The sequence below is a fragment of the Enterococcus sp. AZ015 genome (assembly GCF_050499225.1).
Taxonomy (GTDB): Bacteria; Bacillota; Bacilli; order Lactobacillales; family Enterococcaceae; genus Enterococcus_D; species Enterococcus_D entomosocium.
In genome coordinates, this window is sequence record NZ_JBMHEX010000001.1 from 2,767,049 (window position 1) to 2,790,730 (window position 23,682).

21 protein-coding genes are annotated in these 23,682 nt (G+C 42.7%); 3 read left to right on the forward strand and 18 right to left on the reverse strand.

The window, feature by feature from the left end; translation table 11 throughout:
- Window positions 1–9 precede the first annotated feature (9 nt).
- Window positions 10–1,086: a mannonate dehydratase gene (gene uxuA, locus IGK85_RS12860; RefSeq protein WP_008380661.1), complete on the reverse strand. Its 1,077-nt coding sequence runs from the start codon at window positions 1,084–1,086 to the stop codon at window positions 10–12.
- 3 nt (window positions 1,087–1,089) lie between these two features.
- A complete protein-coding gene (locus IGK85_RS12865; protein WP_008380658.1) occupies window positions 1,090–2,685 on the reverse strand; it encodes a mannitol dehydrogenase family protein in 1,596 nt (531 codons plus the stop codon).
- A 188-nt stretch (window positions 2,686–2,873) separates the two neighbouring features.
- On the opposite strand from IGK85_RS12865, the gene IGK85_RS12870 reads away from it, so the two are divergent.
- Entirely contained in the window at window positions 2,874–3,542 is a 669-nt protein-coding gene (locus IGK85_RS12870) for a GntR family transcriptional regulator (protein WP_008380656.1), read from the forward strand.
- A 97-nt stretch (window positions 3,543–3,639) separates the two neighbouring features.
- Here the strand turns inward: IGK85_RS12870 and IGK85_RS12875 are convergent, their stop codons facing one another.
- A complete protein-coding gene (locus IGK85_RS12875; RefSeq protein WP_005234105.1) occupies window positions 3,640–4,476 on the reverse strand; it encodes a YitT family protein in 837 nt (278 codons plus the stop codon).
- A gap of 58 nt (window positions 4,477–4,534) precedes the next feature.
- The gene (locus IGK85_RS12880; protein WP_008380653.1) at window positions 4,535–5,455 is read right to left on the reverse strand and encodes a cation transporter; all 921 of its coding nucleotides are present in this window, start codon (window positions 5,453–5,455) and stop codon (window positions 4,535–4,537) included.
- Window positions 5,456–5,780: 325 nt separating this feature from the next.
- Here IGK85_RS12880 and IGK85_RS12885 point away from each other — a divergent pair, with 325 nt between their 5' ends.
- Entirely contained in the window at window positions 5,781–6,572 is a 792-nt protein-coding gene (locus IGK85_RS12885; RefSeq protein WP_005234103.1) for an L-threonylcarbamoyladenylate synthase, read from the forward strand.
- A 107-nt stretch (window positions 6,573–6,679) separates the two neighbouring features.
- Here the strand turns inward: IGK85_RS12885 and IGK85_RS12890 are convergent, their stop codons facing one another.
- Window positions 6,680–6,997 (reverse strand): hypothetical protein, encoded by a 318-nt coding sequence (locus IGK85_RS12890; protein ID WP_008380648.1) that lies wholly within the window; start codon window positions 6,995–6,997, stop codon window positions 6,680–6,682.
- 514 nt (window positions 6,998–7,511) lie between these two features.
- On the opposite strand from IGK85_RS12890, the gene IGK85_RS12895 reads away from it, so the two are divergent.
- Window positions 7,512–7,829, forward strand: a complete 318-nt coding sequence (locus IGK85_RS12895) for an RNHCP domain-containing protein (RefSeq protein WP_008380645.1) — start codon at window positions 7,512–7,514, stop codon at window positions 7,827–7,829.
- Window positions 7,830–8,037: 208 nt separating this feature from the next.
- Here IGK85_RS12895 and IGK85_RS12900 read toward each other — a convergent pair whose 3' ends face one another.
- The 13 genes from IGK85_RS12900 to IGK85_RS12960 all read right to left on the reverse strand — a co-directional run bounded on the left by IGK85_RS12900 (window position 8,038) and on the right by IGK85_RS12960 (window position 23,679).
- The gene (locus IGK85_RS12900) at window positions 8,038–9,807 is read right to left on the reverse strand and encodes an ABC transporter ATP-binding protein (protein ID WP_005234100.1); all 1,770 of its coding nucleotides are present in this window, start codon (window positions 9,805–9,807) and stop codon (window positions 8,038–8,040) included.
- A gap of 2 nt (window positions 9,808–9,809) precedes the next feature.
- Window positions 9,810–11,519 carry an ABC transporter ATP-binding protein gene (locus tag IGK85_RS12905; protein WP_008380642.1) on the reverse strand — a complete coding sequence of 570 codons (1,710 nt, stop codon included), beginning with the start codon at window positions 11,517–11,519 and terminating at the stop codon, window positions 9,810–9,812.
- A gap of 229 nt (window positions 11,520–11,748) precedes the next feature.
- A complete protein-coding gene (locus tag IGK85_RS12910; RefSeq protein WP_008380641.1) occupies window positions 11,749–12,150 on the reverse strand; it encodes an MmcQ/YjbR family DNA-binding protein in 402 nt (133 codons plus the stop codon).
- Window positions 12,151–12,437: 287 nt separating this feature from the next.
- Entirely contained in the window at window positions 12,438–13,055 is a 618-nt protein-coding gene (locus IGK85_RS12915; protein ID WP_008380639.1) for a LysM peptidoglycan-binding domain-containing protein, read from the reverse strand.
- Between the two features lie 328 nt (window positions 13,056–13,383).
- A complete protein-coding gene (locus tag IGK85_RS12920; RefSeq protein ID WP_016612741.1) occupies window positions 13,384–14,667 on the reverse strand; it encodes a uracil-xanthine permease family protein in 1,284 nt (427 codons plus the stop codon).
- A 49-nt stretch (window positions 14,668–14,716) separates the two neighbouring features.
- A complete protein-coding gene (guaD, locus tag IGK85_RS12925) occupies window positions 14,717–16,072 on the reverse strand; it encodes a guanine deaminase (protein WP_005234095.1) in 1,356 nt (451 codons plus the stop codon).
- Window positions 16,073–16,290: 218 nt separating this feature from the next.
- Window positions 16,291–17,631, reverse strand: coding sequence for a hypothetical protein (locus IGK85_RS12930; protein WP_008380635.1), 1,341 nt, complete (start codon window positions 17,629–17,631; stop codon window positions 16,291–16,293).
- A 156-nt stretch (window positions 17,632–17,787) separates the two neighbouring features.
- Window positions 17,788–18,129, reverse strand: coding sequence for a PTS lactose/cellobiose transporter subunit IIA (locus IGK85_RS12935; RefSeq protein ID WP_005234093.1), 342 nt, complete (start codon window positions 18,127–18,129; stop codon window positions 17,788–17,790).
- Between the two features lies 1 nt (window position 18,130).
- Entirely contained in the window at window positions 18,131–18,430 is a 300-nt protein-coding gene (locus tag IGK85_RS12940; protein ID WP_008380633.1) for a PTS sugar transporter subunit IIB, read from the reverse strand.
- 28 nt (window positions 18,431–18,458) lie between these two features.
- Window positions 18,459–19,724 (reverse strand): PTS sugar transporter subunit IIC, encoded by a 1,266-nt coding sequence (locus IGK85_RS12945; RefSeq protein WP_008380631.1) that lies wholly within the window; start codon window positions 19,722–19,724, stop codon window positions 18,459–18,461.
- 15 nt (window positions 19,725–19,739) lie between these two features.
- Window positions 19,740–20,525 carry a tyrosine-protein phosphatase gene (locus tag IGK85_RS12950; RefSeq protein ID WP_008380628.1) on the reverse strand — a complete coding sequence of 262 codons (786 nt, stop codon included), beginning with the start codon at window positions 20,523–20,525 and terminating at the stop codon, window positions 19,740–19,742.
- Window positions 20,526–20,528: 3 nt separating this feature from the next.
- Window positions 20,529–22,409, reverse strand: coding sequence for a BglG family transcription antiterminator (locus IGK85_RS12955; RefSeq protein ID WP_008380626.1), 1,881 nt, complete (start codon window positions 22,407–22,409; stop codon window positions 20,529–20,531).
- Window positions 22,410–22,653: 244 nt separating this feature from the next.
- Entirely contained in the window at window positions 22,654–23,679 is a 1,026-nt protein-coding gene (locus IGK85_RS12960; protein ID WP_005234088.1) for a LacI family DNA-binding transcriptional regulator, read from the reverse strand.
- Between the last annotated feature and the right edge of the window lie 3 nt (window positions 23,680–23,682).

Here is a 23,682-nt window from a genome sequence, read left to right on the forward strand (position 1 = left end):
CTCCTTTTCTTAACGCCCCACGCTCTTGTCGATGGCTTCCCACAACCCTAATAAGTAGGAAGCGCCGATCGCCCGATCATACAAGCCATAGCCAGGACGTCCCGTTTCTCCCCAGATCATTCGCCCATGATCTGGTCGAATGTAGCCGTCAAAGCCATTTTTGTACATCGCTTCTAGGATCTGATACATGTCTAATGAGCCTTCAGATGAGAGATGCGGTGCTTCATAAAAGTCTTTGTCATTGCCCAAGTATTGAATGTTACGAACATGGGCAAAAGGAATCCGATCCCGGCGACAAAACTCAGCCAAAATCTCATAGACATTATTGGCTGGGTCTTCGGCGATACTGCCAGTACAAAGTGTGATACCATTTGACGGACTGTCTACCACGTTGCAGACCCAATCCAAATCATCGCGGTTTTTAACGATACGAGGCAGACCAAAAATCGAATAGGGAGGATCATCTGGATGAACAGCCATCTTGATGCCGACCTCTTCACAGGTGGGAATGATGGCTTTTAGGAAATAAGCAAAGTTTTCTCTTAATTTGTCATCATCGACATCCTTATACGCAGCAAACAATTCTTTGACATGTGCCAAACGTTCTGGTTCCCAGCCTGGCAAGGTATAGCCAGAGCTTGACTCCTCAACTTCTTTGACGATCTCTTCTGGGTCTTTGTCGATCCCTGCTTTTTCAAATGCCATCGTAGAAGAACCGTCGGCTAAGCGATAATCGAGATCCGTTTTGATCCAATCGAAAATCGGCATAAAATTATAGCAGATCACTTCGACCCCATATGCTGCCAAATTACGAATCGTTTTTTTGTAGTTTTCGATATACAGGTCTCTCGAAGGCAAGCCAATCTTGATGTCATCATGAATATTGACGCTTTCGATCACCTTCAGGGAAAGGCCAACTGCTTCGACTTCTTCCACGAGCGCCTTGATCCGTTCTTTCGGCCAAACTGCCCCAGCAGGCAAATCAAAGAGTGTGCCGACGATGCCTTTCATTCCAGGAATTTGACGGATATCTGCTAACTTGATTTTATCGTAGTCTTTTCCATACCAACGAAATGTCATTTCCATTTTTTATTCGATCCCTTCTACTGTTTCATGTAATGTTTTACGGACTGCGCCGGTTCCTGCCAGCATCTTAGCGAACAAGTGACCCACCTTTTCAGCGATTCCTGCTTGATAAAGATCCAAACCAAAAATCTGCGGATTTGCTAAGATTGGTCGAATGATCCCTTGAACATCGGCGGCTGTCCCTAACTGACACTCACGTAAAATCTCTTGTAATTCTGCTAAGAGGGGATCAGGACTTGGGCCAAATGGATGGCCTTCATCATCGATCGCTAATAGATAACGCAACCAGCCTGCAATCGCTAAGGGAATGAAAGTCAGCTCAGAAGCCGAGCCTTCTTTCTCCACATACTTTTTGATGGTTTCGCCAAAACGGATGGCGATTTTCTGTGAGGTATCTGCGGCGATCCGCTGTGGAGTGTCAGGAATCAGCGGATTGGGTAAACGAAGGCCCACCACCTCATCGATAAATTTCTTTGGCTGAATGATCTCAGGATCTTCCACTACCGGCAAGCCTTCACGATAGCCGATTCCTTTGATCAAAGCAACAATATCTGGATCGGTCATTTCCGCAGCAATGGATGTATAACCGAGTAAACAGCCGAACAAACTCATTGCGGTATGCAGTGGATTCAAACAAGTTGTGACTTTCATACTATCGGTTTTGTCGACGATCTCTCGACTCGTCAAGATCACCCCCGCTTTATCCAAATTCGGGCGACCATTTGGAAAATCATCTTCAATCACCAGGTAATGAGTCGTCTCTGTGTTAGCAAACGGAGCGATATTCGTTCCTTTATCGGTACGGATGACTGGCAGCTGCTCGATCCCAGCTGCTGCTAATTCTTCTGCAACTGCTGTTGAAGGATTTGGCGTGATCCGATCGATCATTGACCACGGAAACGTCACCTGCGCGTTGTTTTCTAAGTATCGGACAAACGCTTCTGAAACATGCCCCAGCTTTTGCCATTCTTTTGCAATGGTGACAATCGCCGTTTGGAAACGGAGCCCATTTTGCGAAAAATTATCGGTGGAAACCATAGCGATCGGAAGTGCCCCTGATTGAAAACGATCCCATAAAAAGCTAGCCAAAATGCTCATTGTATGGTTGACCTGATGGGGACCCGCAGCGAGATCCGCTTGTACGACAGGTAAAAATTTCCCCTGACTGTCTTTTAAGCCATAGCCTTTTTCTGTGATCGTTACGGTAACCAACTGTAGTGACGGCTCCTGAAATACTTTGCGTATTTGCTCATAACTCGCAATGCGGGAAGGATGGCAATAATAACTAGCCGCCGTTGACTGGAGCAATTTTTTCTCCAACCGTCCCCCTTCATGCATGACCACTTCTAAAATATCATTCTCGTAAGGGGCATATACTTGATCAATCACCTGTTCATCAAAGGTTTCACAAACTACGATTCCTTTTGTCAGCGCTTGTTGATCGATCAACGTTTGGGCTACTTCTGCGTGAAATGCCCGATACAAATTTCCCCCACCAAAGTGTAACCATTGAAACTGAGTATCTGATTGATCCGTCACTTCTTTGGGAACGATCGGCATCGTAACTCCTGCCTGCTTCAAGGCAGCAAAATCAAACATCCTACTTCCTCCTTTTCTTTAAAACTGATATATTAGTATTCTAGTTCATTCTGTGCTGAATTGCAAGCCTTTACAAAAGGTTATTCAACTTATATACTAGTTTTATTACTCAAAACTATCCCTAGGCACCTTCCTTCAGAGTTTTTCTTTAGAAGGTAATTGAATGCCTGATACAGAAAGAAGCGTTTATGTTGAAACCTACAAATTTTCAATCACAAGCTTATGAATCAATCAAAGAGTTGATCTTAACCGCCAAACTGATTCCCGGTCAAAAAATATCTGAAAAGGAATTGGAGCAGCGGCTAACCATTGGCAGGACGCCGATCCGTGAAGCAATTATTCGTCTGCGCCGTGAAGCACTGATCCATGTCGTTCCCCAAAGCGGCACCTATATTTCTAAAATCAGTATCAAACAAATTGAAGAAGCTCGTTTTGTCAGAGAGACGCTTGAAAAAGAAGTATTCGTAGCGGCCTGCCAAGCCATTACAGAAGAGCAGCTGAAAGAACTAGAAAAACTCGTTATTTTGCAGCGGACCTATGCCCAATTGAAGGATGAAATCGAGTTTTTCCAACTCGACGAGGCCTTCCATCAGTTGATTTATAAAATCGCCGACAAAGAAAATGTCTGGAATTGGCTACAAACGATCAATCTGCCTTTAAATCGCTTCCGCTTCTTACGTTTAGAGGTGGAGGAATTGTCTTGGGAAATTATTTTGCGGGATCACGAAGAAATCTTAGCCACTTTAAAAGAAAAAGACCAAGCCAAAATTGCTCCCTTGGTCGGACAACACATTGATGTCATTGATAACGATTTGATTTTTGTGGAAAAGGCCTTTCCCGATTACTTTACGGAGTAAAGCTATTTGAAAATCATGGACCTTAAAAACCACCCTCGTCGAGTAGATTGCCTACTTGACGAGGGTGGTTTCATACGCTGAACAAGCGAGAATACGCTCATTCGATTGGGTGATAACTAAAGCCTTGGCCCAGTACTTCTGAGACATTATTGACGATCACAAACGCTTTTGGGTCAATGGTCTCAATGATTTGTCTGATCTGCATAAATTCTTGGTCGCTGGCCACGATCAACAGTACTTGTTTGTCTGCTTGCTGGTAGCCGCCTTGGGCAGCCAATAGTGTGGCACCACGAGCTGTTTTATCAAAGACTGCTTCTCGAATCTCGTTCACGTGGTTCTCACTTAAGATCATGATGGATTTCTTCCGGTTAAAGCCCGTTTCAATGTAGGTCATCACACCAGAGGTGATCACGATCGATAATATCGCAAACAAGAACTCTTCAAACCCGAAAACGAACAAGTTCATGGAGACCACGATCGCATCGGTCGCCAGCAAGCCAATCGCTGGATTCAAATTAAAGTATTTCTTGAAAATCAGCGGTGGAATCGTTGTACCACCGCTAGAAGATTGATTTTTGTACAAAATCGCTACTCCTAAAGCAAAAATCGCACTGCCAAATATCACGGAAAGCAGCCGATCTTCAGCCACCATATATTCTGGGACTAAAGCAATTGCTACTGGAAAAGCAAAACTACCATAGAGGACTTTCAAAAAAGGCCCCTTCCCTAAAAAGGCATAGGCAAGAATAAGCATGAGAATATTCAAGACCATGATCACAGCCGCTCGATCCCAACCGAGGGCTGACTCTAATAAAATACCGATTCCGCTGACACCGCCAGCTGCCACATGATGCGGGCCTAAAAATAAATTGATGCTTGCCGCTAACAAGAAAAGTGCTGCGGTGATTTTTCCATAGGTTTTCAGAATTGTCATTTGTTTCCTCTTTTCTCTGTCATTTTCACGGTTTATTCAAGCCGCTTTGCAGCCATTCTTACTCCTCACTATACGCCCATTTGATGTCACCGACAAAATTTATGTTTAGCCAGAGGGAATAACCGGAAATCTGTTGGCTGATTGCTTGATTCAATCGTTCTCGCAAGGGATCTTGCCGCCCAACTGTATCGAGAGGTGTTGCAGGTAAAATCACCACATCTAATTCCACAATGACTTGATTGCCGACTTTGGCGGTACGTAACACAAAGTCCACCACTTCTTCTGCGCGCAGTTCTTTTTCAACGATCGTCATGATGGACTCTCGTAGTTCTTCTTTCGGAGTTGAAGAAGTCAATTCCAGAATGGCCGCTTTCAACTCTTTAATCGAAAGCTGAATAAAGAACAAGGTGATCCCGATGGAGATGATTGGGTCGACATACATCGCGAAATTTCCATAGGGACTGGCTTGAATCAGCCATGACACAAGAAATGAACCGACGACACCCAGACTAAAGAAAAAGCCGAAACGCCATTGTTCTAGTTCTACCCAGTAAAAGGGATGAGTCAGTGGTTTCTTTTTTAAGTACAAGTAAAAAGAGAAACAGTAGATCGTACCAATCAGCGAGAAATACAAACCGATTGGATCAATCATGCCATCACTGACGTGTAATAAACTAAAAGCAGATTCAATGACTCCATAAATTGAGATCAGCAAGATGATACTATATTGAATAAAAACAACCAACGGCATCAACGCTTCTTTGCCGAATGGGAAACGTTCAAAGTCTTGGGCTTGGATATATTTTGCCACATACAAAGCAATCAGTGACATCACTGCACCAATCAATGTATAAACACCATCTAACAAGAGGACGTTATAACTGACCAGTAACCCAAAAAGCAAGGCACCGCCGCCATAGATACTCCCAGCGACAATCGATGCCAGCAAAAGCTTGCGTATTTTTTTCTTTTCACTCATGATACTCCTCTTTCTTTTTTTCAAAGAAACTATCAATTTGATTGCATTCTTCTATCTATAAGCCTATCTTCCCATATAAATAACATAAAAAACAGTCAATTTTTTCATACAAAGCGGAAAAAAATAGTATTGCTGTCAATCATTCACTCTATTCTCAAGTGATGCATATTCGATCTTTCTATTCCACTCTTTTTACATTCTGGTGTAAATCCCCTTGACTACGCGGATTGATTCCCTTATCATCAAGGGTAACCATATTCAATCAGAATTTTCAGAATATTCCGTTATATTTTTCATAACGGCGATTCATTGGAAGACAGGGAGGATGAAGAGAGTGAATGAAGCAAAACAAGTCCCATGGACAGGAGAACCAAACCAACGAGCGATCAACTATTTGAATGAAGAAGGCAAAGTGATCGTCTGCCCAACCAAAGTCGGCTATATCATTGCCGTCTCTGATAAAAAAGGGCTGGAACGCAAGTTTTCAGCAAAGAATCGCAAGCGTAACAAACCAGGTGTCGTTCTTTGCAGCTCATTGGAGCAGCTACATGAATTAGCCGAATTAAATGCGGAAACCGCCGCCGTTTATGAAACGTGTTGGAACAATGACGTGTTATTCGGTGCGATTTTGCCTTGGAAAGAATCAGGAAAAGCCTATATCCCAAAAGATGGTTCAGAAGAATTGATGACGGACGTTCGGGGAACCAGCTGTTTCGTGATCAAATTCGGTGTCCCTGGTGAGCAGATCTCAAAAGAACTTTGGGATCAAAAAAAGAAATTGCTTTTCGCCAGCTCAGCGAACCCTTCAGGCAAAGGAAACCGCGGACTTGTTGAAGGGATCGGCGAACAAATCGCGCAAGAAGCCGATCTAATCATTGAAGGCAACGACTATGTTGCATCGATCCAACCAGACAAAACGCTGGAAACCCGCTACGAACAAGGAGTCATGGTTTCTTTCGTTGATAAAGACGGTAACTTGATTCCAGAGCAAGGAGACCAACGCTCCATCACTCCCGCACCTGTCTTGATCCGTAAAGGACTCGATGTTGAAAAAATCCAAATGTACCTTTCTGATCACTTCAACTCATGGGACTATCGCCACGGGGAGTATTATTAATCTTTCATCGTCAACAAAGAACCGAAGAACCAGCTAACGGCCCTCCTATTCAAGGAAAAACGCTCAGCTCGTTCTTCGGTTTTTCAATAGAAAAAAATACTTTTCTTCTATCGTGTTTCTTTCAAAAGCTGAATGATCTGTGCCTGTTGTTTGATGATCGTATCTTGTTGCTTGATTTTAATCCAGTTTTGGTCGATTTGGATAGCTGCTCCGAGATTTTTGTAACTAAGGTTGGGGATCTCCATGAAATGTATTCGGTGTGCAGATAAGTCATTAAAGATCTGAACAGACAGTTCCTCACTCAATTCATGAACCTCTTTTTCTACAATATACTGGTTGATCAGGTCTTCTACAGTCAAACGCTTTTTTCGTTTCTTGCCTTGTGTGCCATTCGAATTTTCAGATTTCTTGTTCGTACCAAACATTTTTGTTCTCCTTTCGTTAGGTCATCCTTCCTCCATTTTGTGATTCCGTGTCTCTTCTTCAGTGACCAAAATAAAATTGAGCGAAACCTACATACGAACATTTTGTCATAAAATAGCATTATAATCTAAATTTTGTTGTTTTTAAAGATAAAAAAGGAGATAAATTACGATCAGGTTTTCTCTGTCATAGAATTCCAACTCTATTTCTGCTATAATCCCCTCATAAACACATAGGAGGGACTCTATGAAAAAGCATTCCTCAATTGCTTTCTAGGGGACGACGCCAATGACAGTGACTTTGGACTACACTTACTGCTGGGTTGTGGGCTGCCGCAACACAGTGCTTAGCACAAAACGAAAAAACTAAGCGTGGTACGGATTGCGAAATCGCATGAAGCTGGAAGCAGAAGTAATCGTTACGGACGGTGAATGTGTCCCTAGCCAAAGAAGCCTGATGAAGAACGAACGGAACCCTTTTCTCTCAAAAGAAATCATTCTTTTGGAGGAAAGCAAAATGAGAAAAGGTGAAAATACGACCTTTGTTTGTAAAAACTGCAGTACGCCTGTGGCACCCTTGACCAATGGTTCTTACCGCAACCATTGTCCCCAGTGTCTCTACTCGTTACACGTGGATATTCGCCCAGGTGATCGTCAAAATACTTGCCATGGCCTGATGCGACCCATCGATTATCGCCAACATTCCAAAAAAGGCTATCAGCTGCTGCATCAATGCACTCGCTGCAAAAACCAGCAGTGGAATATCGTGGCACAGGATACGCAACAGCCTGACCATTTTATTGAGTGGTTAGCTCAAACCGCTGCGTATCACTAAACAGCCAAAGAAGACCATGCTTCAGGCTGGTCTTTTTTGGTAATCAGAACAACGGCCCCCTTATACCACTAACTGCTCATAGACATTGTCGTCATAAGAAGTGCTTACTTTAACCTAAAAAAAACAGCTCGCTGTCTCGTCGATTGGTTGACGAAATCAGCGGGCTGTCCTGCTAGTGTCTTCTTGATGATTTTACGTTGGTTTGCGCTTATTCAAAAACGAATTGATTGTGATACAGTTCCGCATAAAAGCCGTCAGCCGCCACCAATTGATGGTGATTGCCTTCTTCAATGACTTCGCCGTCCTTTAAGACAACGATGCGATCGGCATTCAAAATCGTCTTCAAGCGATGGGCGATCACAAAACTGGTTCGTCCTTTGATTGCTTCATCCATTGCTCGTTGAATTTTCGCTTCGGTCACGGTATCAACATTACTGGTGGCTTCATCCAAAATCAACAATTCTGGATTGGTCAAAATCGTTCGGGCAATACTCATCAATTGTTTTTGACCAGTACTGAAAAGATTGTTCTCTTCGGTGATCTCCGTGTCATAGCCTTTTTCCAACGTCATAACAAACTCATGGATATTGGCTTGTTTCGCTGCTGCAATGACTTCGGCTTCAGTCGCTTCTGGTTTCCCAAAAGCAATGTTTTCACGAATCGTCCCTGAGAACAGCACGGATTCTTGCAAAACGATTCCCACTTGAGAACGCAGCAGATCCAAGTCTAGCTCCCGGATGTCGATGCCGTCAAAGGTCACAGAACCACCATTCACATCATAGAAGCGATTCAACAAGTTCATGATGGTCGTTTTTCCTGAACCAGTCGGTCCGACCAATGCGACCATTTCGCCTTTGTTGACCGTGATCGACACATCTTTTAGGACCAATTTTTGACTGTCATACCCAAAGTCCACATGATTCAAAGCAACCGCCTCTTTGATGCCCTTCACTTTGATCCCGTCTTTTGGTTTGACCTCATCAGGTTCATCAAACATTTCATTGATTCTGCGCGCACCGGTGATCGCCAACTGAATCATGCTGTAACCAGAAGAGATCTGCATCAATGGTTGGTAATACTGCTGCGAATACTGGACAAAGGTCACAACTAATCCTAAAGCAACGGAACGTTCTAAGTCACCGTTCAATGCTAACCAGCCACCAAAGAAAATCACGATTGCCGTGTTCAACAAGGACATCCCTTGCATCAAGGGGAAAAGCAGCCCAGAGTAGACTTGCCCTTTGTAGGTAGCTTCCCGGACTTGTTGGTTGTGGACCAGAAAACCATCGATGGTTTCTTCTTGCAGTCCATTGGTGATGATGATTCGTTGACCACTGATTTTTTCATCGATATAGCCGTTTAATTTTCCGACTTCATCTTGCTGCAGATCGACATATTTGCGGGCTTTTTGGATCACGATCACCGCGATCAACACCGCAATCGGGGTAGAAGCAATCGTTGCCCATGCCAATTCAACGTTTTGACGGAACATCATGATCAAGATCCCCACCATTAAGACTACATTGGTCAGCACTTGCAACAATGCTTGGTTCAGACTGTTTTGGATGTTATCCAAGTCACTGGTGAAACGGCTCAAAATATCACCGTCTTGATGAGAATCAAAGAATTTGATCGTCAATTTTTCCAGTTTATTAAATAAACCGATCCGCATTCTGTTGGTTGATTTCCCCACCACTTGCGTGAACAAGATACTATAGACAAAATTAGCTGCACTGGCTAAGACATAAAAAATCAACAGTTTCCAAATGATCGATAGAAAAGCCGATTTATCATCGACCCCTTGCATCAAACCGCCAACATAATTCGCCAATTCCTGGAACGCTTCTCCGATAAAGACTGGCGCTTGTACTTGCAGATACGTTGCCAGAATCACCGTCACAAAAATGAATAGAAACGACCACTTGTATTGTTTTAAGTAATGGTAGAAAAATTTACTCGCTTTGAACAAATCTGTCATGGTTACTCCTCTCCTTTCTGTGTTGCGAAGATTTCTTGATAGATGGCATTGTTATTGGCTAAAAATTCATGGCTTCCTTCACCAACCAAACGTCCATTATCTAAAACGAAGATGCGGTCGGCTTTCACAACAGAGGCAATCTTTTGCGCGATAATGATTGTTGTCGTGTCTTTTAATTGTTTTTCAAACGCTTCGCGAACCAATTTTTCCGAACGAGCATCTAATGCACTCGTACTATCATCCAAAATCAAAATTTTCGGTTCACCGATCACGCCTCGAGAAATCGATAAGCGTTGCTTTTGTCCTCCAGAAAAATTGCTGCTGCGCTCGGAGACCGGCGCTTCAAAACCCGCTGTCAATTTTTGAATAAATTCGCTGGCTTGAGCGATTTCTGTTGCGCGAGACATCTCAGACTCTGAGGCATCTTTTTTCCCTTGCCGTAAGTTTTGGGCAATCGTTCCTGAAAAGAGGATCGCTTTTTGCAAGACAAAAGCGACCGTTTTACGCAAGCTTTGTTCATTGACTTCTTTCAAGTCAACACCGCCAACCCGCACGACACCTTCTGTTGGGTCAAACAAACGGGGAATCAGTTGCACCAGTGTTGATTTGCCGGCACCAGTCGCTCCTACGATCCCAATCATTTCGCCAGGTTTGATGGTAAAACTGATAGCCGTTAGGGCATTTTTTTCATCCCCAGGGTAACGGAAGCTGACGTTTTCAAAAGCGACACTTCCAGACAATTCTTGTTCTGGGACATCTTGGTATTGCAGATCCGGTTCGGTATCTAGAATCTCTTTGATCCGTTTTAGCGAAACTGCAGCCCGTGAAGTCATCATCATCATCATGCCGCCGATAATGATCGCCATCATAATTTGCATCAAATAATTCATGAATGAGGCAATTCCCCCAATCAAAGTTGGGTCATCTTTCGCTAGATCACTGACAAAGAAAATCGCGCCGACCACTGCTAAGTTGGCCGCCAGCATAAAGGAGGGGATCATTACAGAGAACAGGGTTCCTACAATAATATTATGCTTCGTTAACGTTTCACTGACTTTAGAAAAGCCTTGCAGTTGGTTGTCTTCTTGAACAAAAGATTTCACCACACGAATCCCCATCAAATTTTCTTTGGCAATCCCATTGATTTTGTCGATCAAGTTCTGGATGATCATAAAGTGTTTGCCCATCCGTGTAAAGGATAGTGCCGTAATCACTAGGACAGCGATAATCAGTAAGACGATGATCCACCACAGTTGCGGCATGGTTGTCATCGCCAAAATGAAGGCACCGATAAATAAGAACGGGATCCGAAACAACGATTGTAGCGAGATCATCACTAAGTTTTGAATTTGCGTGATGTCATTGGTCAAGCGCACCACAAGATTTCCCGCTGAGAAGGTTTCGATATTTCCAAATGAGAATGTCTGGATTTTCCGAAACATCTCTTCCCGAATATCGGCACTAACGCCTTGCGCCACTTTCGCAGAAAAAACCGTGTTGATGATCCCTGCAACAAGGCCTAGCAATGCTAGCCCAATCAACTGCACACCAATTTTTTTCATTTCATCATTGTTTTCGGTAATAATTGATTCTAGCACTTGCTGCAAGAGCTTTGGCTGCCATAATGCAGCAACGACCATTAAAATGACCGATAATAAGGCAATGCTGGTTGCCGCTTTGTACTTTTTGACATGGCGTAAGACCAGATCCATATACGTACCACTCCTTTGTGTTTAGCAGAAAAGACTGCCAAAAAATTTCGGTTGCACAACAATTTACCATGGATCACGACTAGAAACAAGCGAACAAATAAAACAAAAAGAGCTTTCATGAAAGCTCTTTGAAAATATTGCATAAATGTTGGCGAAAATAACGAATAATAAAGGGATTATGATGATCCTCAAGAGGGTCTTCCTTATTTTCTGGCGCTAAATCTTTGACTTACGATTCGCTGTTTTCCAGCTCACTTTTTTGTTTTTTTGTCAGTTTTTGTTTGACTAGATCGTAGGAAACCAAAATCATTTGTTCGATGTTTTCTTCCATCAAGGCATCAGATGCCAACTTGATGGTATTCCAATGGGTCTTATTGGCATAATACCCCGGAATGATGACGTCAGGAAATTGCTCTCGCAGCGTTTCGTTGACCTCGGGCAGATTTTTCAAAGTCAAAAATGCTGTTTCTTCTGCTTGCGGACTCATGATCCCAAACTGTTTTCCTACTAAATCAAAGTAGATTGCATCCCAATCTTCGCGGTAATAGACTTTGGCTCCCGGCAAGCCTTCCCCAAATGCTTGAAATCGCTGCATTTTTTGTGCAATTTTTTCTTCAATCGATGTACTCATTGTGTTTCCCTCACTTTCTACTATCAAAACCGTCATTTTCTGTCTCAATTTTGACAGATTGAATCGCTTTCTGCTCTATTTCCTACTATTATACATGGTTGCCGTGTAAAAAGGGATTTTTTATCAATGGCATGTTGCCTGAAAATGACTCTTGAGAGTTGCATGCGGCGTTACATTCATTCATCTCTCTCAGAAGATACAAAAAAACCCTTATCAGCGAGTAAGATGTACTCGCCAATAAGGGCAATTGATTACTAGATGTCATGGACAAGATTCATTTTAGAATCTTAGTACCAACCATTTGCTTCCCAGAATGCTTTGGCAGCAGACCAAGAACCATAACGTGATGCAACATATTCATCGGCAACCTTTTCTTGGTTAGCAGCTGAATAGTCACCATTTAAGTAAGAGTTGGTTAATTGGTAACGGCCGTAGTATTGTCCGTTTGTCGCTGTGTAAGAACCACCAGATTCTTTGTTTGCGATCCATTCTTTTGCTGAAGCTTCTGAGCCGCTAGCTGAAGAGCTGTAGCTTGAGCTGCTTTGTGTGCTTGCAGCAGCAGATTGTGTGTTGCTTGATTGTGAAGCTGCTGGTTCACTTGGTTGTTGTACACTTGCTGCAGCAGTCGTGTTTGCAGATTCTGTATAAGTGGCAGTGCCATCTGTAGGGATGATCAATGCTTCCCCAACAAAAATCAAGTTTTTATCAGCAATCTCGTTTGCTTCAACGATCGCATTGATCGTATCATCAGAGCTATAACCGTAAAAGTTAGTAGCGATTGTTGATAATGTATCACCAGATTGAACAGTGTATTGTTCGTCTGCAAAGGCGTCTTTCCCACCTAAGAAAAGGCCGAAACCGGCAAGGACAGCTGTACTAAGTAAAACAGTTTTTAAAGACTTCATATAATTAAATCTCCTTCTTTGAAACTCATTTTGCGTCATTTGAGATGACTCAAGCGCATAAACAAGTCTAACACCGAAGAATATTTCATAGGTAAAGAAATCATTACAGATGATTACGAAAACGACAGTTGCCTTACGTTTCGTAAGAATTGAAAAAGACTATCATATCAAGCTTTTCTCTGCTGTAATTTTTAACATTACAGTTATTTTGTTTCTAGGTAAACCAGTTAACCTTAGAAAACCTTTCCTATATTACAAAAAACCCTCTTTTTACACAGATTTGTAACAAAAGAAGGAACGAGACAAGGTCTCATTCCTCATTTACTTCCTATTTTTTCTTCACTGGGATCAATTTATTCATGACGATCGCCGCAATAGCGCTTAAAGCAATCGGTGAATCTAATAAATATTGTAAGAATTGAGGCGCAGATTCTTTGATTTCTGCTGGCATAAACAACAAGCCGATGGCAATAATCAATGGTACCCCGATAATATACAACTCACGCTCGGAAAACTCTTCATTCTTAATGACCCGAAAGCCGCTCAACAAAATAATGACACAGACGACCGCGAACACGCCGCCGATGACAGCAGAAGGTACTGCGTGAATCAAGGCTGAAAGTTTTCCCATGAAGGACAATAGGATAAACCAGACGGACGCCATCACAAAGACTTTTTTACTAGCAACCCCGGTGATCGAAATGATCCCTGCATTGGTAGAATAACCAGTTACAGGTGTCGTTCCAACTAAGGCGGCAACCAAGCAGCCTAACCCTTCACCGATCACGCCTTTATTGATCTGTTCATCCGTAACAGGTTCTTCTGTCACAGAACTGACCGCGTACCAAGTTCCTGTTGTTTCTGCTAGGAGAACCATATAGATCACTAGCATCGTTAAGATCGCTGAAACATCAAAATGCAGGCCATAGTTTAGAAATACCAGTTTTGGCAGGCTAAAGAAAGAAGCATCCGCCACCGACTGAAAATCAACGCCTCCCATAAAGGAAGCAATCACGGTACCGATAACCAAAGCAATAATGACCGAACTGATTCGGAAGTATTTTCCCATTCCTGGAAAATAATCGCCTAACATGGAAAACAAGATCAAAATCGCCGCAGTAATCGCAGCCAACAACATGTTTTGATTGGCACTTAGTGTTTCAGTGGCAGGATAGATATTGCTAGTAAAGGCCGTTGGCAACAGCGTCAAACCAACGATCATGATGATCGTTCCACTGACGATCGTAGGAATAAAATGACGAACGATATACTTATAGATTCCAGTAAAACCTAGTAAAATGACTGCTGCGGCACCAACAATGCTGGCACCTAACACCGTGTCCATGCCGTTGGCACCAAAATAAATACCGATGATCGCTCCAACGGGTACAAAGGATGGTCCTTGACATACGGGTAATTTCAAGAAAAAGAGGACTTGGATCAAAGAAGCGATCCCTGCTCCTAAAAAGGTCGATTGGATCAAACCTGATGCGTCTGAAGAGGACATCGCCACCGCGGTTGCGATAATAAATGGCGGCACATACACGTCCATTGCCAACACATGCTGTAATCCTAAAAGTACTGCTTGACCAAAGGGAATGTCTTCGTTCATTCCGATCGTTAAATGTTTGTTTTTCGTTGATTCCACTGTCTCATTCTCCTCATTTTTCGTGTACTTTTTTTCCTTGGACCCAGACTTGGCGAATATTTTGCATCGTTGCTAAGTACAGGATTTTTTGTAATCTTGCTTCGGGTGAAGTAAACACACCGAAGTCAGGCAAAGGATTTTCTTTTTGTCGCGTATCGATCACTTGCACATCAAACGCATACCCTTCTTTGATGACACCTACTGGTAATCTCAGTGCCTCACCGCCGCCTTTTGTCGCCAATGAGAACGCATCGATCACGGATATACGAGAATCAGCTACTCCTCGTGTGTTTTGAGGAAGCGTGACATCCACGCCATCTTCTAACATTCTCGAAGACATCACAGCTTGTTTGATGTTGTCATACAAACTCGGTGAAAAACCGCCGGAGATATCCGTTCCTAAACCAATCGTGACCCCTTGTTCTTTCAAGCGCTTGATTGGGATCACGCCATTGGCAAAGTAGGCATTTGAGATGGGACAGTGCGCAACTGCGGCGCCGGTTTCGACAAAACGGGCGCCGTCAGCTGGGCTGATGAAATTGCCATGAGCCATCACTGCTTTTTCTCGCAACAAGCCGAAATCTTGCAGCACTTCGGTATCCGTTTTGCCAAATCGCTCTTGAACAAAGTCATGTTCCCATTGCCCTTCACTGCAGTGGGTCTGAACATGGACATCATATTTTTCAGCCAATGCGCCTAACCCTGCCAAGCCTTCATCGGTACAGCTCGGGACAAATCGCGGAGTAACCACAGGATAAACGCCTTGAGGTGCAGTCTTTGCGATTGCTTGTACTTCTTGAATAAAACGTTCTGTATCCGCTAACGCCTCTTCTGTTGACGCGTCCCGATAAAAAGCAGGATTGGCTTGGGGATCGTCCATAACGACTTTTCCGACTAATCCCCGTTGACCAAGAGTGGCACAAGTCTTCGCCAATTGAAGGCTCGCTTCTAGATGGACCGTTGCAAAATAAAGAACCGTTGTCGTTCCTCTTGCCAATAGCTGTGCCACCAAATCTTGATAGACAGCTTTGGCAAATGCTGGATCGGCATATTTTGCTTCCAGCGGAAACGTGCATTCATCTAACCAAACATTTAACGGTTCATCTAACGCGATTCCTGCTTGCGGCCATTGCGGTGCATGGACATGCAGATCAACAAACCCAGGTAAAAAACACTGGCCTGCAGATAATGCCTGCAGATTCTCTGATGCTTTCGCCAGCTCTGACTCATACCCTTGATCTGTTTTAGCAGTCACTTTTACGATGATCCCTGCGTCATCGACTTGAATCAAAGCTTCTTCTATATATTCTAGTTTTCCATCAGTTGGCGTATGGAAAACATCTCCTTTAAAATAGTGAATGGTTGCCATTTGTTTGATTTCCCCCGTTCTCTAAGACATTGTCAGGAAAAAGCCGTTCATTTAATGTTCCTTTTTCACTAACACGATGTTCTTATTTTAACGCTATTCGAAAATAGTGCAATAAAATTCACTATCATAAAGAAAGATAATACGATAAATGTTCGGTTTTTATGCGATTTCAAAAAAAAGACACCGTCTAGAAATAAGACAGTGTCAGTTAACGACGCTTATACTTTTGTTTTCTTTAGTTGCCGATAAAATACCACCAGTCCACCTACTAGCAAACAGAGTACTCCTGCAATCGAGCCCCATTTTGCTGGCTCTAAAAAGCTTTGGATCCTTGAGGTCTGATTCGTTGCCGTCGTTCCTGATAGCTGAAACAAGAAAGCCAACGGCTGATGTTCAAAACGAAGAATAACAAATAGGAGTGTCATCAAAAGAAATTGATGTACCAGACTCCCTTTGCTTTGTGTGGCATACTTGGCTAAGCTCTGCTGTTCAATTGCTTCCGGTTTTGCCGCCAAATACTGTTTCGTGAGCCATTGATTCAATCCCGCATTAAAGAAACTAATGACAAATAAACTTATTGGGATCAAAAGATCGCTGCTAAATAGAAGAACACCAACCATCAATCCAAGCAAATACGCCGGTACTAACTGTTTTTCTAGCAAGCGTGCGAGTTTTCCTCCGAGAAACATTGCGCCAAAAAGGCCCAGTGCATAAGGCAAGTAAACGTGAGTACTAAGCGCTTGTGCCCCAAATCGACCGGTAACATAGACCGAGCCGAAAAGAAAAAGAAAGTTACCGATCACTCCCCGAATAAAGGTGAGGATGTTCAAGTGAAGCGGCTGTTTCCACGAGCGGCTGCGTTTCGTTAAAGTGATCAGCAGCAAAGCAAAGAGAAACAAGAAGCCAGTAATCGCCCACTCAAACAGGGCATTCGACTTGATCAGCCTGGCTGATCGCAAGCCAAACAGTAAGAGAAAGAAAAAGAAATACAACAAAAACTGCTTGTTGAATAACTGGTTGCGCTGCATCAACGGTCTTTTTGGGAGGTTGTTGAAGGTTTGACTACTCTTAGCTGCCAGCACAAAGAGTGCAAAATAACTGCCAAATAGGCCAACGCCTTGAAGGTCATCAGGCAACCGTAAGGCAAACAGTAAAACAAAAAGAAAGAACAGCGCCTCCTTCCAATCATTTTTCAGCGGCTGTTCAGTGAGCTTGGCTTTTTGTCGTACCATCAGATCAGCTGGCGGCAGCCAAGAAGCACTGATCCCCAACAAACCAGCAGCTGGCAAGAGTGCCACGCTCCACCAGATGCTCAAGATACCTACCAATGCGCCGGCGCCGCCGATCAAGACACTTGCTGCTAACAATGATGGTGCAAAAAGCGCCGTAAGCGTCTGTAAGAAAAAGACCCCTGTCATGCGAAAGGTATAAAAGAGCGCAAAGGCTAATGTTGCACTTAGCGACTGCTCTTTGCTCAAAGATAAGAAATAAAGATACGGGATGATCGTGATCGTATTGCTGATGATCAAAAGTGCGGTATGGGATTTTAAAACTTTCATCGTCCGACTCCTTGCCTTGATTTAAAGTTCCATCTTTCTTCTATCCTACACTTTCAAGCAATCCTGTCAACTTGCGTGCCAAATTTAAGCAAAAAGAAACCAAGTGTATTGTCAAAAGACTGACACTTCGTTTCTTTTTCTTATTGCGATTTTCGGCTAGAAGCCAGTAGACTGAATCGTTTGCTTAATTGCCTGAATTTCTTCATACAACCCTTGAAACTCTTTTGCAAGCTCACTCATGATGTCTGCGCTCATCAAAAGATCTTCCGCATGACTTAATAGTAAGGACATCCAAACTTTGTCCCCTTGAGCTTCTTGTTGAACTAACTTCCGATGTGCCAAATGGGCTTCATGATAGTGTTCTTTTCCTTTTTCGATTGCTTGCAGTGCAGCCAGATTCTGGGCTTCTCTTCCTTTTTGAATACTTTCAAAAAAGCAACTTCTTGCCATACCCGCTTGCGAGATAATCTGAAAACAAATTTGTTCTTTTTCTTCCATTCTACTCTCCTATTAGTTCAAGTGCTTGTTCCAATGCTTTTTTTCCATCCATCATGCCATAGGTGCGCATGTCGATACTGGCTGCTGGACAAGCAACTAAGCCTTGGACTTCATTTAATCGGTAAGAAACTTGCGGTCCTAACAGTACGCAATCAGCATCTTTTGCTGCAGTCGTGACCGATTCAATGGAGAACGCATCGATCACCACCGCTTCTCCTTTTTCTTGCGCTGCTTTTTTCATATTATTTACTAAGACGCCAGTAGACATGCCGCCAGCGCAAACTAATACTATTTTTTTCATCATTGTTCCTCCATTTTCTCGTTATTTGTTACTCAACGACTGCCGCTTGAGTTTGCAGATTCTTTTCTTCAGCTAGTGCTGCTTTGTCTTGCAGACGCATAAAAGGGATGTAGATGATGACACATAAGACAAATTGGATCAATTGTGCAATGATCCCTTGCCAGCCATTCACTAAGAAGCCACCGAAAATAATCGGAAATCCAGTTGGGATATTGACTCCATTGTGGTAAGGCAAAAAGCCGACAATTGTTAAGAGATATGCTGACAACACGGAAACAGCCGGTGTTACCATCAAGGGAAGCAGCATTCTGATATTCATCACCTGAGGAATCCCAAATTTGATTGGCTCAGAAATACCAAACATGGAAGGGATCAATCCAATTTTACCAACAGCTTTTAGCTGCTCTGATTTGCAACCAAAAATAGCCAGTAAAGCGACTGCAAATGAACGAGCCCCGCGATTGTTCAAAATAAACCCAATCGTAAACAAATGTGGTAATGCTTGGCCGGCACTGTACGCCGCCAGATTATCAAGCCCTGGTTGGTAAAAGACCAACATCAAGATCGGATAAACAGCCAACACTCCGTGAATGCCAAAGAACCAAAGAAATTCGATAAACGCCACAATGATCATACAAGCAAAAATATTCGCTCCTAGCAAGGTCAATGGAGCTTGTACCCAAGTATAGATCATATCTGTCAGCGTGCCGTAAGGAGTTGCCGCCATGCCCACATAAATGATGCCCATAATGGCTGAAACAATAATTGCTGGCACGATCGCTGCAAAGGATTTGTTGACGATCGGCGGTACCGAATCCGGCATTTTGATCATCAAATTCTTCTGTACACATAAAATGTAAATTCTGGCACCCAACAAACCGCCAAACATGGCGACAAACATCCCACCGGAGCCAAGGGTCGACAACTCCATCGTACGGGTTTCTTCTAAAGTCGAAATCGGACTCAAGATCAAAAATGATACCAAACTCATGATACCGGCATTTAGTTGATCCGCATTTAAATGCTCGGCTAATTTATAGCCAACTAGAAAGGCGACATAAACGGAAACGACATCGATCGTCATCGCGTTGACTTGGGTTAATAATGCTTTCAAACCAATTTGTTCCATTATCTGTTGCGTTGCCCCAATGTCGATCGCATTGATCAAGGAAGCAATGGAACTGATCATCATGACGGGCATTAAGCCCATCATTGCATTGGCAATGGCTTTCATATAAATATTGTTTTGTACTTGAACGGCTGCAGCTAGTATTTTATCTTTCAGTGTATTCATAAGGTCCTCCTTCACTTAATCCCGCAAGTATTTATCTTTAAGTAGCTGGATTTTCTGCTGTGAAAAACCCAGTTCTTCTTTTACATATGTTTCAATCCCCCCATGAGCCTCAATCAAATCCAAAGCGGTTTGTAAAAAACACCGATCAGCTTCTTTGAAGTATCGCATTGCTGCCACAAAATCGGGGTTGTTCGTTTCTTCTTGTATCTGCTTGAGACTCTTGGTATTTTTCTCCCTTTTGTACTCGTTGGTCAGCAGGTAATCTTCCATGACCTCTTCATAACTGACACCCAACAGTAACTGAATCAGGGCAACGCCATACCCGGTGCGGTCTTTGCCACCACGACAGTGCTGAACCACTGCACCTTCAGCTTCCAAATGAATGGCCAATACTTCTTTGAAAACGGTCTTGCATTGACTGTTTTCAACAAATTCATAATTTTGCCGAATCATCAATTCTTTTGCAACTTCGGCGGTGATTTTTTCTGCAGAAAGCGCCATTGGTTCCCCTTCTTCTGAAGAAGCTAAAGCAGCAATATCAGCAATTGGCGTCAAATAAAGTATCTGAGCATTCCCAATGGGTTTGTCTTCATTGTCTGCTCTTTCTTGGGCATTGCGGTAGTCAATAATTTTCTCAATTCCCAGAGCTGCTAATTTTTTCTGATCGGCTTCTGTCAATTTGCTCAATTCGTCTGAGCGATATAGTTTTCCAGTCACTACGTATTTGCCCTCTTTGGTCCGATAGCCGCCAAAATCGCGAAAATTATACGCACCTTCTAAGGTTACTTTTTCATTTGTCATACACTACTCCTTTAAATAATTAATGAACGTCATAAAGTCCGTTGTCGCAGCTAGTTTGTTTACTTTATCCAACGAAGAACATTGTTTGATCAAATGATCATTCAGCGGTTTCACTTTTAAGTGATCTTGTTCAGCAATCACTAATAAGAAAACGAGACGAACCGTCTGTTTGTACCAGAACACTGGCTTTTTCAAGTTTGCAACGGCAATCACCGTTTCTGCACCAATCAGCGCATTGGGATGAGGGAAAGCGACTGACGGTAAGAAATCGGTTCCAAAAAAGGCTTCTCGTTCAAAAACCAACGTTTCAAAATTCTCAGGCATTGAATACTGTTCTTTGATTTGTTGGCATAAAAAATGCAACACCGCTTCTTTTGTTTCAAATTCTTGTTCACAGATGAATAACGATTCCTTAAAGTAGTTCAAAAGCACTTCTTCTGTGAAGATAGCGGCCAATGCGGCTTCGATCTTTTTGATCATATCCGGTTGCATAAAATAATCAACATTCATAACAGGAATCGTTCCTTCGTAAGGAAGTGGAATCGAAGAAAAGATAAAATCGAACTCCTGCTCTTCGATCATTTGCAAAAATTCATATGGATTGCATACCGTGACTTTCTTGATATAATTGCGAAAATAAAACTCAAATTTCTCTTTAAGGAAGGTATTGGCCGCTCGGCCGAGGTCATTGACCACTAAAATATACTTGCGCTGTGTTTGCGAATTTTTCTTATTTAAAGCCACATCAAAGTGCATCGCCAAATAGCTGAGTTCATGATCACTGATGGTCTTTTCAAATTGCTTTGCAATGACTTGACCGGCAATGATGGCTAAATCATAAGCGACATTACAGTGTACCTTCACCTCATTCAACAAAGGATTTTTCAGCTCGATCCCCAATTCGATCCGATCGATCAGCGGAGCAAAGTGCAACATCAACATCGTTTGCAGATCCAAGTCTTTGCTGAAATCGATTTGGCGGCTTTCCTTGATCGCTTTTAAAATTTTGCTGACCAATTCTGCTGCTTCATCTGAAACAGTCATCTTTTCATTTCTAGGGACTACTCGTTTGCCAACGATTTGCCCTAAAACATAATTTCGCTCGTATTCGGTAAAATGTACAGCACACTCTTTTTCAATTCTGGCGATGATTCGCTCTCCTAGTAATGTCTGCTCATCATTGGTCCTGCCGCTGATCGGTAGGTTTCGATCTAAGTAGCGGCCGCTTTGCATGCGTAAGACAGCGATCGCTAAATGATTCACCAGATTGTTCAAAATAGCCTCCGACATGGGGTAGGCTTTTTGCGAAAACTCCGACGAAACGATCGCTTTTATCTGCTGGTGAAGAAGCGACGGTGTATCTTCGCTGATTGTGCCCTCTTCTAACTGCTTGATATGGGTTCTTTGCAAATAATTACTAGCCATAAACCGTCTCAAGTCAAATTCGCTACCGCTAAGTTTCATTCCGTAATACGGCTTCGTTTGAATGGAGAGCTGGTAATGGCTTAGTATCCGTCGCAGCTTTTTCAATTCTTGAGATAGCTTACTCTGAGAAATGAATAAGCGTTCGCAAAGCATTTCGGATTTAATATACGTTTCTTCTTGAATAAAGAATTCAATAATTCTAGAAACAAAGTCGTCATTGTGGGACGCTTGTTCTTTCCTTCGCTGAAAAGCTTCTTCGTTCGTTATTTGTAAATACAACCCACTCCCTTTTTTCGCTTGAATCATACAACCGTATCGTTCTTGATGCTGGTTGATTTCTTCTGCATAACGGCGAACGGTTTTTCTGCTAACACCCAACTCGGCAGCAGCCGCTTTACTCGTCATAAAACCGTCATGCTCCGAAAGTGTTCTTAACAACAATAGGCTTAATTTTTCCATCTCTCTCTCCCTCGCTTACTAGTTTAGAGTCAAACCCAAGCAACCTCCATAGGTATATCTTCCCTTTCATTAAGGGAAATTTCTACAAGAAGTTGCTTGCCTTGTGCTTTGCTTCTTATCAAAAAAACGAATGGTCGTGACTTTCACTTTGTTGTTGCCACATATGACCGACCAATTTGTTTGAGTTTTCTTCTCCACAAAAAAAGACATGATCTTCACTCAATGAAGGTCATGTCTTTTTTATTTAGCGAACCTCGCTGATTTTCTCTACCGACTGTCGCACTTTTAATTGATGGGGACTAATTTTTCGATGGCTCGTTTCTGCTTGATTGGTGATGATGTCTGCTAGTAATTCAGCTGCTTCATAACCGATTCGTTCCATATCTTGGGCAACGGTTGTTAATTCAGGCGTTACGTAGCTAGCCAAAATAATATCATCGAACCCGATGACCGAAATATCTTCAGGAACCCGCAAGCCCATGTCTTTGATTCCTCGTATCGCTCCGATTGCCATAATATCACTAGCACAGAACAGTGCAGTGATTTCTTGATTGTTTTCTAACAGATTTTTACAAATCAAATAGGCAATTTCTTCTTCATAGTTGGCGTACTGGATATACGACTCATTCACTAACAAGCCATGCGCTGCCAAAGAAGCGCGGTAGCCTTTTTCTCTAAGTTCACTGACATTGGCATCACGACTCCCGTTGATCATGCCAATTTGTCGATGATTATTGGCAATCAAAAAATCCACAGCTTCTTGCGCCGCTTTTTCATTGTCAATCGAAACCAAGCCGATCTTAGGATTGTCGATTTCCATATCAATCAGAACTGTCGGCAAAGAGGTTTGCTGTACTTCCTGGTAGTAAGGATCGGTGGTTTTTAACCCTTGGATCACTACACCAGTGATATTGTGCTCATTGCAGAACTGACTAAACGTCTTTTGCTTTTGTTTCTCAGTACTTGTCCCATAAAAGACAAACTCAAAATCTGACTGATCCGTATAACGATAGACCCCGTTCAACACTTCCAAAGGCATCGTTGATTTTCGGTTGAAATTCAACTCATTTAAAATCAAGGCGATGGTTTGTTGTTTCTTCGAAGACAGTGTCCTTGCTGCCATGTTTGGGGAATAGTCTAATTCTTTCGCTATTTTTAAAATTTCTTGCTTGGTTTGTTGGTTGATATCACTATACCCGTTAAAAACTTTGGATACAGTCGCTATTGATACACCGGCTGCCTTTGCCACATCGCGAATCGTTGTTCGCATTTG